At 66.1% G+C, this 12,241-nt stretch carries 13 protein-coding genes; 11 read left to right on the plus strand and 2 right to left on the minus strand.

The window, feature by feature from the left end:
* Positions 1–113: 113 nt before the first annotated feature.
* From B5D62_RS04135 to B5D62_RS04145, 3 genes are all read left to right on the plus strand, one after another.
* Positions 114–503, plus strand: coding sequence for a cupin domain-containing protein (locus B5D62_RS04135; protein ID WP_085932521.1), 390 nt, complete (start codon positions 114–116; stop codon positions 501–503).
* 403 nt (positions 504–906) lie between these two features.
* Positions 907–1,332, plus strand: coding sequence for a DUF5681 domain-containing protein (locus B5D62_RS04140; RefSeq protein WP_085932522.1), 426 nt, complete (start codon positions 907–909; stop codon positions 1,330–1,332).
* Positions 1,329–1,868 carry a hypothetical protein gene (locus B5D62_RS04145; RefSeq protein WP_085932523.1) on the plus strand — a complete coding sequence of 180 codons (540 nt, stop codon included), beginning with the start codon at positions 1,329–1,331 and terminating at the stop codon, positions 1,866–1,868. Before B5D62_RS04140 ends, B5D62_RS04145 begins: the two co-directional genes overlap by 4 nt.
* A gap of 23 nt (positions 1,869–1,891) precedes the next feature.
* Here the strand turns inward: B5D62_RS04145 and B5D62_RS04150 are convergent, their stop codons facing one another.
* Complete coding sequence (locus B5D62_RS04150; protein WP_085932524.1) at positions 1,892–3,055, minus strand: ATP phosphoribosyltransferase regulatory subunit; 1,164 nt, start codon at positions 3,053–3,055, stop codon at positions 1,892–1,894.
* Positions 3,056–3,172: 117 nt separating this feature from the next.
* Here B5D62_RS04150 and B5D62_RS04155 point away from each other — a divergent pair, with 117 nt between their 5' ends.
* The 8 genes from B5D62_RS04155 to B5D62_RS04190 all read left to right on the plus strand — a co-directional run bounded on the left by B5D62_RS04155 (position 3,173) and on the right by B5D62_RS04190 (position 11,126).
* A complete protein-coding gene (locus tag B5D62_RS04155; protein ID WP_170920777.1) occupies positions 3,173–4,147 on the plus strand; it encodes a glycosyltransferase family 2 protein in 975 nt (324 codons plus the stop codon).
* A complete protein-coding gene (locus B5D62_RS04160; RefSeq protein ID WP_139373716.1) occupies positions 4,144–4,857 on the plus strand; it encodes a class I SAM-dependent methyltransferase in 714 nt (237 codons plus the stop codon). The genes B5D62_RS04155 and B5D62_RS04160 overlap by 4 nt, the downstream gene beginning before the upstream one ends.
* A 28-nt stretch (positions 4,858–4,885) precedes the next feature.
* Positions 4,886–6,565, plus strand: coding sequence for a hypothetical protein (locus B5D62_RS04165; RefSeq protein WP_139373717.1), 1,680 nt, complete (start codon positions 4,886–4,888; stop codon positions 6,563–6,565).
* 213 nt (positions 6,566–6,778) lie between these two features.
* Positions 6,779–7,501 (plus strand): glycoside hydrolase family 25 protein, encoded by a 723-nt coding sequence (locus B5D62_RS04170; RefSeq protein WP_231714715.1) that lies wholly within the window; start codon positions 6,779–6,781, stop codon positions 7,499–7,501.
* Between the two features lie 108 nt (positions 7,502–7,609).
* On the plus strand, positions 7,610–8,776 hold the full coding sequence (locus tag B5D62_RS04175) for a phosphoserine transaminase (RefSeq protein WP_085932527.1): 1,167 nt from the start codon (positions 7,610–7,612) through the stop codon (positions 8,774–8,776).
* An 86-nt stretch (positions 8,777–8,862) separates the two neighbouring features.
* Positions 8,863–10,446: a phosphoglycerate dehydrogenase gene (serA, locus tag B5D62_RS04180; protein ID WP_085932528.1), complete on the plus strand. Its 1,584-nt coding sequence runs from the start codon at positions 8,863–8,865 to the stop codon at positions 10,444–10,446.
* Positions 10,447–10,577: 131 nt separating this feature from the next.
* Positions 10,578–10,820: a carboxymuconolactone decarboxylase family protein gene (locus tag B5D62_RS04185; RefSeq protein WP_085932529.1), complete on the plus strand. Its 243-nt coding sequence runs from the start codon at positions 10,578–10,580 to the stop codon at positions 10,818–10,820.
* 21 nt (positions 10,821–10,841) lie between these two features.
* Positions 10,842–11,126, plus strand: a complete 285-nt coding sequence (locus B5D62_RS04190) for a carboxymuconolactone decarboxylase family protein (protein WP_085932530.1) — start codon at positions 10,842–10,844, stop codon at positions 11,124–11,126.
* Between the two features lie 61 nt (positions 11,127–11,187).
* On the opposite strand, the gene B5D62_RS04195 is transcribed toward B5D62_RS04190, so the two are convergent.
* Positions 11,188–12,201, minus strand: coding sequence for a 1-aminocyclopropane-1-carboxylate deaminase (locus B5D62_RS04195; protein ID WP_085932531.1), 1,014 nt, complete (start codon positions 12,199–12,201; stop codon positions 11,188–11,190).
* Positions 12,202–12,241 lie beyond the last annotated feature (40 nt).

The raw sequence follows: 12,241 nt of genomic DNA on the forward strand, positions 1-12,241 counted from the left end.
CCGGGGCCACAGGCACCTTGAGGGGGCGCGCTCGCACCAGAGCCGTGGCTGCTTCCGCTTTCGTCATGCTAGAGATGCCTCGTTCGGCACGGCGAACCGAGGAGGCAGCCGCGATGAAATGCCTGCGCATCTATGCCACTCCCGATGGCGAATCGCATTTCGACGAAATCGAATTGCCGACGACGAAGCTGTCGGTGCATCCCGATGCCACGCCGTTCGAGGTGACGGCCAGTTATCCGGCGTCCCGCGTCCGCATCACCCGCATTCCGGCGGGCATGCGCGAGGTTGCCTGGCACAAGGTTCCGGAGCCGAACCTCACCGTCAGGCTGGATGGGGCGGTCGACTACGAGACGAGCGATGGAGAGGTGCGCCATGTTCCGGCGGGCAGCTTCGTGTTGGTGGCGGACACACACGGCAAGGGCCATCTGTCACGGCATTCCCCGGAAGCCCAAACGGTCATCTGGATCTCCCTCCCGAACGGCCTCGATCTGCCGCCGGCATAGTCCGTCTGGGCATGCTGTCGGCGACGCTGTAGGGGGCCAGCAGGGCAATCGCTTGTGAAGGTTCGATCGTCAGCCTGGCGGAGCTGTCCGAAGGGCGGCGCAGTCGAGGGGCCTGTCTTGGCGATGCTCCATCCAACGATGCGCTGAAGGAAGGGTCCTTCGACTGCGCCTCGCTACGCTTGGCTCCGCTCAGGACGACGGAGAATCATCGCCATAGGTGATTGTTCCTGCGAGGTGGGTAACGACCGGAATCGTCGTTCTCCCTGAGTCGCTCTTATCGTGGCTGTGATGGATCGCCTTTGGTCACGGGGCGCGTGTCGCTTCGGTCATTCCATGGGCGGTCCGTCGTTTAATTCCCGTTTCTTTAACGGGAAGCCGCTCTCATCCGTGGAGAAGACTCGTCATGGCAAAATTCCAGAAAGGCAATCCCGGCGGCCCCGGCCGTCCGGTCGGCAGCCGCAACAAGGTGAACCTCCTGCTCGACCAGGTCGCCAGCGAGGGCGCCGAAGCGGTGGTCAAGAAGATGGTGGAGGTCGCTACCGAGGGCGACCGCGTCGCTGCGCGACTGGTGTTGAATCGCGTCTGGTCGGCGCCCAAGGGGCGGCCGGTCGAGATCGACCTGCCCGAGATCGGCACACCCGCCGATCTCGTCGCCGCGCATGCCGCGGTCATGTCGGCGATGGCGGCACAAACCATCACGCCGCAGGACGGCGCCGCAATCGCCGCCGTTCTGGAAACCCATCGCCGCGCCTTCGAGCTGCTCGGCCAGGAAGAGCGCGTCGAGCGGCTCGAGGCCGAGGTGCAGGACCTGAGGAAGCGCCTGAAATGAGGTTGAAGGCGCGGCTCAAGCGCCTCGAGGCCCAGGTCGATTGGCTCGACACCTTCGGCGAGTTGATCCTGGCCGAGCAGGAGCTCGAGTTTCTGCTGAAGAAGAAGGAACTCGAGGACTATCTCGCGGACCATCCGCAGAAGGCGGCCATCCTGGCGGCGGCTGGCGTGACCTGTGTCAGGCCGACGCCGCGTCCGGTCGCGCGTCCAAGTCCATCGCCGAAGCCGGCGCCAAACCCGGCGCCCAAGCCGGCACCAGAGCCGCTACCGGAGCCGCGGGCAGAGCCGCCGTCGAACCCGGCTGCGGCCGCGCCAGCACCGGAGCCTCGACCGCCGCCCGTCTCGAAGAAGTCGAGACCGGATGAGGTCACCTGTCCCGAAGCAATGCCGGTCGTGCCGGAAGCGACCGACATCCCGGAGCATATGCAGATCCGTCCGGTGTTCTGGCGGGCGTCTTCCGACTACGAGGACGTCCGGCCGCGTCATCCCGAGGACGAGGATTACGATCCCATCGCCGCCTTCTACGACGAGGAGTGAGATCGTCGGTGCCGACGCGTCGACTACAGGGGCACCGCGTCGCCGTCGATCAGTGCATGCGTGCAGCGCAGGCGTTTGGCTTCCTTGCGGGTGTCGGCGGCCGCGGTGACGGCGCGCACGACGGCATACCCCTTGTCCTGCCAATGCGCGGCCTCGCTCCAGGCCGTGGCAAACGGCAGATAGAGGCGCGGGCGTTCGGACGTGGCATCGGAAGAGGCCAGGACGGCATCCATGTAAAGGGTGAAGCCGGTCGCGGGTTCGCTGACGCCGTCTTCTGGATAGCCGGCCGAATAACGTCCGCCGCGGGCCAGCTCCTGCCGGCCCTTGAGGGCGAAGACCGAGAAGGAAACGCCAGTCTGATATTCGAGGCCGCGATATTCGACCGGGTCGAGGGTCAGAGGCAGGTCGGGATCGGCGCGATGGACGAGCGTCACGACCTCGGCCAGGCGGGCCGCTTCGGCCGTGCCGGCCGCTGGCAGCTTGAGCTTCTTGAGCTGCGCGATCGCGGTGTCCGCCGGTCCGGCGGCGCGCAGCAGGCCGACGAACAGGTCGATCGCCTTGCGGTCGTCGAGCGCCTTGGCGATGGCGGCCTCGTCCTTGCGGTCGAGGGCGCGGCGCAGGCGGCGCAGCGGCTCGCCCGAGAGCTTCAATCCGCCGGCGACCGCGGCGACCAGGGTCGGCAGGTTGAGATCGACGGTGAGCTCGGCGACGCCGATCGCGCGCAGGGCATCGACGGTCAGAAGCACGGCTTCGGCATCGGCTTCGGCGGTATCGACGCCGAACAGCTCGGCTCCGACCTGGGCGAACTGGCGTTCGGGCTTCAGCGCGCTGCCGCGCACGCGGATGACGTTGCCACCGTAGGAGAGTCGCAGCGGCCGTTCGACATGCTTCAGACGCGTGACGGCGATGCGAGCCACCTGCAGCGTCATGTCGGGCCGCACGCCCATCATGCGCTGCGATACCGGGTCCATCAGCCGGAAGGTCTGCGAGGCCAGGGCGGCGCCGGGGCCGCCCAGCAGCGACTCCTCGAACTCGACCACCGGCGGCTTCACGCGTTCGTAACCGAAGGCGGCGAAGCGCTCGATCGCCACGTCGATGGCGCGCGCCTCGCGGGCGGCGTCGGGAGGAAGCAGGTCGGCCAGCCCGGCTGGCAGGAGACCGCGATGGTCGTTGTCGTTGGCGCTCATGGCCGGCTTGATAGCCTCTTCTTCCTTGTTCCCGCTAGGGGAACCGACGTGGTCGGTCGGAATGGGCACGGCGAGGGGGTAGCGGGGGAAAGGAACAGGCGTTATTGCTGCAAAAGAATGAACAAGACTGACCGACCGGCGATTTCCGTCGTCGCCCCCTGCTTCAATGAGGAGGGCGTGCTGCCGGAGTTTCTGCAGCGGGTCGGGGCGGTGCTCGATCGGCTGGCCGCAACGGCGGGGCCGGAGGCGGCCGGATCGGGTAGCACGGAGATCGTGCTGGTCGATGACGGCTCGACCGACGGCACCTGGCGGGTGATGGCCGAGGCGGCGGCGCGCGACCGGCGGGTCGTCGCGGTGCGGCTGATGCGCAATCATGGCCATCAGCTCGCGCTTACGGCCGGCCTGTCGATCTGCCGCGGCGCGCGCATCCTGATCATCGATGCCGACCTGCAGGACCCGCCCGAGCTGCTGCCCGACATGATGACCCTGATGGATGAGGGTGCCGACGTCGTCTACGGACAGCGCCGGCTGCGCGAAGGGGAGAGCCTGTTCAAGCGCGGCACGGCCGCCGCCTTCTATCGCCTGATCGGCCGGCTGACGGATGTCGAGATCCCGTGCGACACCGGCGACTTCCGGCTGGTCGACCGACGCATCCTCGATCTCTTGCTGGCGATGCCCGAGCGCCACCGCTTCATCCGCGGCATGGTGGCCTGGATCGGCGGTCGCCAGGTGGCGCTGGTCTACGACCGCAAGGCGCGCGTGGCTGGCGAGAGCAAGTATCCGCTGAAGAAGATGATGGGCTTCGCCGTCGATGCCATCACCGGCTTCTCGGTGGTGCCGCTGATGGCGTCGATGACCATCGGCTGGATCATGGCGGCGGTGGGTTTCGCCTTCTTCCTCTATTCGATCGTCGGTTGGTTCCTCGGCGTCAACCTGCCGGGCTGGACCTCGCTGATGGCGGCGATCGGGCTGCTGGCAGGCATGCAGTTCCTGATGCTGGGCGTGATCGGGGCCTATCTGGGCCGGCTCTACGACCAGAGCAAGGGCCGGCCGCTGTTCATGATCCGCGACATCGTCGGAGGCGACCGGTGAAGCCGGCCGAGTTCGACCGCCACGCCGAAGGCTATGACGGCGGCTTCGACAATCCGGTCAAGCGCCTGATGGGCCGCTCGGCCGACCAGTTCATCGCCGTAAAGGCGCGCTGGTTGCTGCGGCACGAGAAGGGATTGCGCGACGGCACGTCGAGCCTGCTCGATTATGGCTGCGGCGCTGGCGACCTGATGCGCGTGCTGGTCGGGCTCGGGGCCCGCGCACCGTTCGCCGGCTGCGACGTCTCGCAGGGCATGTTGGAGGAAGCGCTGCGGCGCTGGCCGATGGCCGCCGCACCGTTGCCGCGGCTCGAAACGCAGCGCGACGAACGCACGCCCTTCGCCGACGGCCAGTTCGACATCGTGGTGGCGAGCGCGGTGCTGCATCACGTTCCCGTGTCGGAACGGCCGGCGGTCTATCGAGAGCTCGGACGGGTGCTGCGGCCCGGCGGCCGGCTCGTTGTCTTCGAGCACAATCCGCGCAATCCGCTGGTGCGCCATGTGATCGCGCGCACGCCGATCGATGCCAATGCTATCCTGCTCGACGCGCAGGAGGTGCGGCACGGGCTGCTCGACAGCGCACGTTACGACCTCGAGACGGATTACCTGATGTTCACGCCTCCGGCCCTGGGCTTCCTGCGCGGCATCGACCGCCTGCTGGCCTGGCTGCCGCTCGGGGCACAGTATGCGGTCTGCGCTCGTAAGCTCGGCTGATGTTCGCTTCCTCGATCTGGGCCCGGCCATGAAGACGCCGTCGCTCGGCCGGCACTTGCCGCCGGTCTTCATCCTGTCGCTCCTGTTCCTGACGGCCATGATCGCCTGGCTGCAGAACGTGCACATCCTCACGGCCAACGGCATGTACAAGAGCATCCAGGCCGAGCCCTGGATCCACGACTTCGCCCATGCCCGGCTCGATCAGTCGAACTATCTGTACTTCCCGCTCTACGGCTTCCTCGCCCATCTGCTCGACCTCGCCGGCATCCTGAAAGGCGTGGCCTGGAAGCAGTTCGCCTATCTCAACGCTTTCTGGGCGAGCCTGTGCCTCGTCTGCGTCTATGCCTTCGTCCTGCGGTTCACCGGCAGCGTGACGACGGCGATCCTGGCGACGCTGTTCCATCTCGGCACCGGCTTCTTCCTGCTGCTCGCCGTCATCAGCGAAGACATCATGCCGGGCTACACGCTGGTGCTGGGATCGATGCTGCTGGCGGCCTTGTGGTTCGATCGCCCGACACACTGGCGGGTGATCGCCGTCGCGATCCTGTTCACGCTGGGCTGGCTGACCGAATGGCGGCTGATCTTCCCGACGCTGCCAGCCTTCGTCCTGGCGCTGGCCATCGCCGACGCGCCATTGCGGCAGCGCCTCGGCTGGATCGCGACGCTGCTCGTCACGATCGTCGCTGTAACCGGCATCGTGCAGCAGGTCTGGGAGGGCCATAATGGCGCCGTCGGCCTGCCGGACCTGTTGTGGACGGGGAAGGGCGTCGACAGCGGCTGGGGTGGCCTGAGCTGGAGCAAGGCCTGGATGATGCTGGCCGGCCTCGGCAACTATCTCTTCATCACCGGCAACTACTTCGATCCGGCCTCGGCGGCGCGTGGCGTCCTGCCGCTGTCGCTATCGGTACTCATCGAACTCGCGATCTTCGTCGTCGGGCTTGCGTTGCTGTGGCCGCGGCGCGCCGAGCCGCGGCTGCGCGCGGTTGCGGCCGTGTTCCTGGGCACGCTGGCGGCGGGGCAGGCGATGAACCTGTACTCCCAGCCGCAGGATCCGCAGATGCAGGTCAACGTCATGCCGTGGCTGACGGTGACGTGGGCGCTGATCGTGGCGACGGTCCTGGCCGGCCGTCGCTGGGCCGAGCTGAGACCGAAGACGATGGGGCTGCTGGCGGTATTGTCGCTCGTGCCGCTGGCCTGGAATGTCGTGTCGCTGGCGCGCTGGCGCGGCGAGGATGCGGCGGCGGTTGCCGCCGTGGCGGAAATCGAGCGGTACTTCCCGACCGACCGCACCGTCTTCCTCTATTGGGGCTTCGAGTATATCGCGACTTGGCAGTACGCCCTGTGGAGTCACACCTGGGACTGGGACTTCATTCCTCCACCAGGGCCGGCACCCAGCGACTGGCCGCGCTTCAAATGGATCGCCGTCAATGCCGGCGCGATCCGTCATCCGCAGTGGACTGCCGAGCAGCACGCGGCGGCGCTCAAGCAGCAGATCGATCTCGCCTTTCGTCTTGGCTACCGGATCGCGGTGTCGGACTTCTGGAATTGGAGCGAGGACGAGTTGGCCCGTCGGCTCGGTGGTGTCTCGGCGTCGGCTCGCGCACCGGCTCTCTATGACATGTTGCATCACGACTACGAGGTCGTGCCCGTTTTCAGTAATCCACTGATCGGGCCGTACTACGAGCTGCGCCGCCGCAGCCCGCCGTGACAGCGGCATTGCGGCGCGGCTTCCTCGATTTGATTGCTTTTTTGCCCCAATTCACGGATGATTTATCACACGATTGTCACCGCCGGGATCGGCGGGTCACCCGTGAGAGATGCAATCGACATGATATCGCGAAGAAACGTACTCGCAGGGCTGGCCGCAGTGGCCGCGCCCGCGGTGACGGGATGTGCGTCCCGGCAGGCTGCGCAAGCGACGATGGCGCCGCAGGCATCTGGCAGAGCGCCGGCGGGTGGCCTCGATGCGGTAATCGATATCAGCCACAACGTGACCGTGACGGACTTCGGCGCCGTGCGCCGGCGCAGCAATATTCTCGCCGTCGTTCACAAGGCGACCGAGGGCGGCGACTATGTCGATCCCTCGTACAGCGTACGACGCCCGGAGGCGGAAGCGGCGGGTCTGCTGTGGGGCGCCTATCACTTCGGCACGCGGCAGTATCCTGGAGAACGACAGGCGAGGAGTTTCCTCGCGGCGGCTCAGCCCGGGCCGAAGACGGTGATGGCGCTCGACTTCGAGCCCAACGATCACAATCCGCGCAACACGATGACGCTCGTGCAGGCCGAAGTCTTCGTGCAGACGGTCTATGCGGCGACCGGGCGACTGCCGATGATCTACACGCAGCCGAACTGGGCGAATGGCCGGCGCGTCGCCCGCGGCCTCACGCTGGGGCAGCCGATTCCGCCGACGTCGATCCTGGCGCGCTGCGATCTCTGGCTCGCCGATTATCGCGAATCGCCCGAAGTTCCGGTCGCATGGGCGGGGCGCGGCTGGCACATGTGGCAGTACGCTGGCGACGAGACGGAACTCGATGCCGCCTACGGCTCGGTGCCGCGCGCCGTGCAAGGCGTGTCCCACTGCGACCGCAACCTGTTCGCGGGTAACGAGGCGGCGCTCTTGCGTTACTGGAACTCGCGCGCCTAGCGCCTCGCGACCAACAACGCACATTGACGGCAGCCTGCCTCCCGCTTATAGGGGCGGCGGGCCACGCTCCCCCACCGGAGCGCAGCTCTTCTGTAAGGGAGAGGTTTGATGAAGCCGACGACTCGTCCGGCGCGTCCCGATTTTTCTTCGGGACCTTGCGCCAAGCGTCCGGGATGGACTCCGGAAGCCCTCAAAGATGCCGCCGTGGGGCGGTCCCATCGTTCGAAGCTCGGCAAGAAGAAGATTGCCGAAGCGCTCGATCGCACGCGCGCCATCCTCGGCATTCCCGCCGACTACAAGGTCGGCATCGTGCCCGCCTCGGATACCGGCGCCGTCGAGATGGCGCTGTGGTCGCTGCTGGGCGGGCGCCCGGTCGATATGCTGGCGTGGGAAAGCTTCGGCGAGGGTTGGGTCACCGACGTCGTCAAGCAGCTCAAGCTCAAGGACGCGCGCATCCTCAAGGCCGGCTACGGCCAGATCGCCGATCTCAAGGCGGTCGACTGGACACATGACGTCGTCTTCACCTGGAACGGCACCACGTCCGGCGTGAAGGTGCCGAACGGCGACTGGATCGCCGACGATCGCGACGGCCTTGCCATCTGCGACGCCACCTCCGCCGTCTTTGCCATGGACCTGCCGTGGCAGAAGCTCGATGTCGTGACGTGGTCGTGGCAGAAGGTCATGGGCGGCGAGGGCGCGCACGGCATGCTGGTGCTGAGCCCGCGCGCGGTGAAGCGCCTGGAAAGCTATTCGCCGCCGTGGCCGCTGCCGAAGATCTTCCGCCTGACTTCGGGCGGCAAGTTCTCCGAGGCGATCTTCAAGGGCGACACGATCAACACGCCGTCGCTGCTGTGCGTCGAGGACGCGATCGACGGCCTGCGCTGGGGCGAGAGCGTCGGCGGCCTCAAGGGCCTGATGGCGCGCTCCAACGCCAATCTCGGCGTGCTGGAGAAGTTCGCCGCCGAACGCACCTGGATCGGCTTCCTCGCCGCCGACAAGGCGATCCGCTCCAACACCTCGGTGTGCCTCAACATCACCGCGCCCTGGTTCACGGCGCTGCCGGCCGACAAGCAGGCCGCGGCGGCCAAGAAGATGGCCGACCTGCTCGAGACCGAGAAAGCCGGGTACGACCTCGGTTCGTACCGCGATGCTCCTCCTGGCCTGCGCATCTGGTGCGGCGCCACGGTGGAGAAGAGCGATCTCGAGGCGCTGCTGCCTTGGCTCGACTGGGCCTACGCCGAGATCGAACGCGAGTTCGGCGCCAAGGCGGCTTAAAGGATTCAAGGGAGCGCGCCACTCCAGTGGCGCTCGGAACATGAGCGCCACTGGAGTGGCGCGCTCCGATGAAGGAGGCATTTCAAATGGCGAAGCCCAAAGTTCTCATCTCCGATGAGCTCAGCCCGCGTTCGATCGAGATCTTCTCCGAGCGCGGCTGCGACGTCGATTTCAAGCCGGGCCTGAAGCCGGCCGAACTGCGCGCGATCATCGGCCAGTATGAAGGCCTCGCCATCCGCTCGGCGACCAAGGTCACGGCGGAAGTGCTGGCGGAAGCGAAGAAGCTCAAGGTGGTGGGCCGCGCCGGCATCGGCGTCGACAACGTCGACATCAAGGCCGCGACCGCCCGTGGCGTCGTCGTGATGAACACGCCGTTCGGCAACGCCATCACCACGGCCGAGCATGCGATCGCGCTGATGTTCGCCGTCGCGCGCCAGATCCCCGAAGCCAATGCCAGCACGCAGGCCGGCAAGTGGGAGAAGAACCGCTTCATGGGCTCGGAGCTCAGCTTCAAGACGCTGGGCCTGATCGGCTGCGGCAATATCGGCTCGATCGTCGCCGACCGCGCGATCGGCCTGAAGATGCGCGTCCTGGCCTACGATCCGTTCCTGTCGGATCAGCGTGCTGCCGAACTCGGCGTCGAGAAAGCCACGCTCGACCAGGTGCTGGAGCGCGCCGACTTCATCACGGTCCACACGCCGCTCACCGAGCAGACCAAGAACATCCTGAGCCGAGCCAACCTGATGAAGACCAAGAAGGGCGTGCGCATCGTCAATTGTGCCCGCGGCGGCCTGGTCGACGAGCTCGCCGTGCGCGATCTGCTGGTGTCCGGTCACATCGCCGGCGCTGGCTTCGACGTCTTCACCGTCGAACCGGCCAAGGAGAACGTGCTGTTCGGCACGCCCAACCTCGTCTGCACGCCGCATCTCGGCGCGTCGACGGTCGAGGCGCAGGAGAACGTGGCGCTACAGGTCGCCGAGCAGATGTCCGACTATCTGCTGACCGGTGCGGTCGTGAACTCACTCAACATGCCGAACGTGTCGGCCGAGGACGCGCCCAAGCTGGCGCCGTATCTCGACCTCGCCGAGAAGCTCGGCTCGTTTGCCGGCCAGCTCACCGACACCGATATCAAGGCGGTGTCGATCGAGTACGAGGGCCAGGTGGCGGCGCTCAACATCAAGCCGCTGAGCCAGGTCGCGCTGATGGGCGTGTTGCGGCCGCAGCTCGATACGGTGAACATGGTGAACGCGCCGGCCATCGCCCGCGAACGCGGCGTCGATGTCGCGGAAGTGAAGCACGAGCGTGACAGCGACTACCACTCGCTGATCCGCCTGTCGGTGACGACGGAGAAGTACACGCGCTCGGTGACCGGCACGCTGTTCGGCGGCAAGCATCCGCGCATCGTCGAGATCAAGGGCATCGAGATCGAGGCCGAGTTCGGCCAGCACATGCTCTACATAACCAATGACGATAAGCCCGGCTTCATCGGCCGGCTGGGGTCGCTTCTGGGCGAGCACAAGGTCAATATCGCGACCTTCCATCTCGGCCGCGACACGCCGGGCGGCTCGGCGATCGCCCTGGTGCAGGTCGACCAGCCGATCTCGCCCGAGCTGCTGACCAAGATCGCGGCGCTCGAAAGCGTGGTGCAGGCCAAGGTGCTGACCTTCTGAGGTCCGGAAACGAGAGCGGCGACGGGCGAGGCGTCGCCGCCTTCGGGGGCTTCATGAGAAAACCTCTGTCGCGATACCCGGACAGCAGGAGGTACGCTCCTTCCTCTTGAAACAGGGAAGGAGCTGGCTGAGTGCCTCGAGTCACAGAAATCACCGATGACGGCGGCGATCCGACGCTGAAGTCGATCTTCGACAAGCAGCGCGAGATTTTTGGCGACCTGCTCAATCCAACGAAGGTGATGGCCCATTGCCCGCCGATCCTGCGGGCGGCCCAGCTCCTGGGACAGTCGATCGAACAGTCGGGACAGTTGCCGAAGGCATTATTGCCGCTGATCTACCTGCGCGTCGCGTCGATCAACGGCTGTCCATTTTGAATTGATATCAATTCCGTCCGTGTGACGGAAACCGAAGGCGGCCTGGACAAGGTCGCGGAAGTGCTGAGCTGGCGCGACAGCAAGCTGTTCAGCGAGTCCGAACGCGTGGCGCTCGAATATGCCGAGCGCATCACCTATAGCGACCAGCAGGTCGACGATGCCTTCTTCGCCAAGGTGAAGGAACACTTCACGGAACCGCAGATCGTCGAACTCACGGCGGCCGTGGCACTGGAGAACTTCCGCAGCAAGTTCAATCCAGCCCTGGGGATCGATGCTCAGGGCTTTTGCCTGGTGCCGAAGCGCTGACACGCAGGACGGGGAGAGCGCCACGCGCGTTGGCGCTCTCCCCGCGAGCGATTTACAGCGATCAGCCGTTGCGGAAGGCGTAACCGTAGCCGTTGATGGCCGGGGCACCGCCGAGATGGGCGTAGAGGACCTTGGAGCCGGCGGGGAAGTAGCCCTTCTTCACGAGGTCGATCATGCCCTGCATGGACTTACCCTCGTACACGGGGTCGGTGATCATGCCTTCGAGGCGCGCGCACAGGCGGATCGCTTCCTTGGTCTCTTCCGACGGCACGCCATAGAGCGGGTAGGCATAGTCCTCGACCAGGACGACATCCTCGTCCTCGATCTCCTTGCCGAGCTTCACGAGCTTGGCGGTGTTGCGGGCGATCTCCAGGACTTGCGCCTTGGTCTGCTGCGGCGTGGCCGAGGCGTCGATGCCGATCACCTTGCGTTGGCGGCCATCCTTGGCGAAGCCGACCACCATGCCGGCATGGGTCGAGCCGGTGACGGTGCAGACGACGATGTAGTCGAAGGAGAAGCCGAGTTCCTTCTCTTGCTGGCGGACCTCCTCGGCGAAGCCGACATAGCCCAGGCCGCCATATTTGTGCACCGACGCGCCGGCGGGAATGGCGTAGGGCTTGCCGCCGGCCGCCTTCACTTCCTCCAGTGCCTTCTGCCAGCTCTCGCGGATGCCGATGTCGAAGCCTTCATCGACCAGCCGCACGTCAGCGCCCATGACGCGGCTGAGCAGAATGTTGCCGACGCGGTCGTAGACCGCATCCTCGTGCGGCACCCAACTCTCCTGCACCAGCCGGCACTTCATGCCGATCTTGGCGGCGACGGCGGCGACCATGCGGGTGTGGTTGGACTGCACGCCTCCGATCGACACCAGCGTGTCGGCGTTGGAGGCCAGCGCATCCGGGATGATGTATTCGAGCTTGCGCAGCTTGTTGCCGCCGAAGGCCAGACCCGAGTTGCAATCCTCACGCTTGGCATAGAGCTCGACCTTGCCGCCGAGATGGGCGCCGAGGCGATCCAGCTTCTCGATGTGGGTGGGGCCAAAGGTGAGCGGATAACGCTCGAAATTCTCAAGCATGCGGGTGTCCTCTGCGTGTCGCGCTGATGCAGAGTTTTTA

Source organism: Enhydrobacter aerosaccus (assembly GCF_900167455.1).
Lineage (GTDB): Bacteria > Pseudomonadota > Alphaproteobacteria > Reyranellales > Reyranellaceae > Reyranella > Reyranella aerosaccus.

Bases quoted from the DNA above. Each gene is read 5' to 3' on its own strand.
- B5D62_RS04140 (WP_085932522.1), top strand. From the start codon at position 907: ATGGCAAAATTCCAGAAAGGCAATCCCGGCGGCCCCGGCCGTCCGGTC.
- serA (WP_085932528.1), top strand. From the start codon at position 8,863: ATGGCGAAGCCCAAAGTTCTCATCTCCGATGAGCTCAGCCCGCGTTCG.
- B5D62_RS04155 (WP_170920777.1), top strand. From the start codon at position 3,173: ATGAACAAGACTGACCGACCGGCGATTTCCGTCGTCGCCCCCTGCTTC.
- B5D62_RS04165 (WP_139373717.1), top strand. From the start codon at position 4,886: ATGAAGACGCCGTCGCTCGGCCGGCACTTGCCGCCGGTCTTCATCCTG.
- B5D62_RS04170 (WP_231714715.1), top strand. From the start codon at position 6,779: ATGGCGCCGCAGGCATCTGGCAGAGCGCCGGCGGGTGGCCTCGATGCG.
- B5D62_RS04175 (WP_085932527.1), top strand. From the start codon at position 7,610: ATGAAGCCGACGACTCGTCCGGCGCGTCCCGATTTTTCTTCGGGACCT.
- B5D62_RS04135 (WP_085932521.1), top strand. From the start codon at position 114: ATGAAATGCCTGCGCATCTATGCCACTCCCGATGGCGAATCGCATTTC.
- B5D62_RS04150 (WP_085932524.1), bottom strand. From the start codon at position 3,055: ATGAGCGCCAACGACAACGACCATCGCGGTCTCCTGCCAGCCGGGCTG.
- B5D62_RS04195 (WP_085932531.1), bottom strand. From the start codon at position 12,201: ATGCTTGAGAATTTCGAGCGTTATCCGCTCACCTTTGGCCCCACCCAC.
- B5D62_RS04145 (WP_085932523.1), top strand. From the start codon at position 1,329: ATGAGGTTGAAGGCGCGGCTCAAGCGCCTCGAGGCCCAGGTCGATTGG.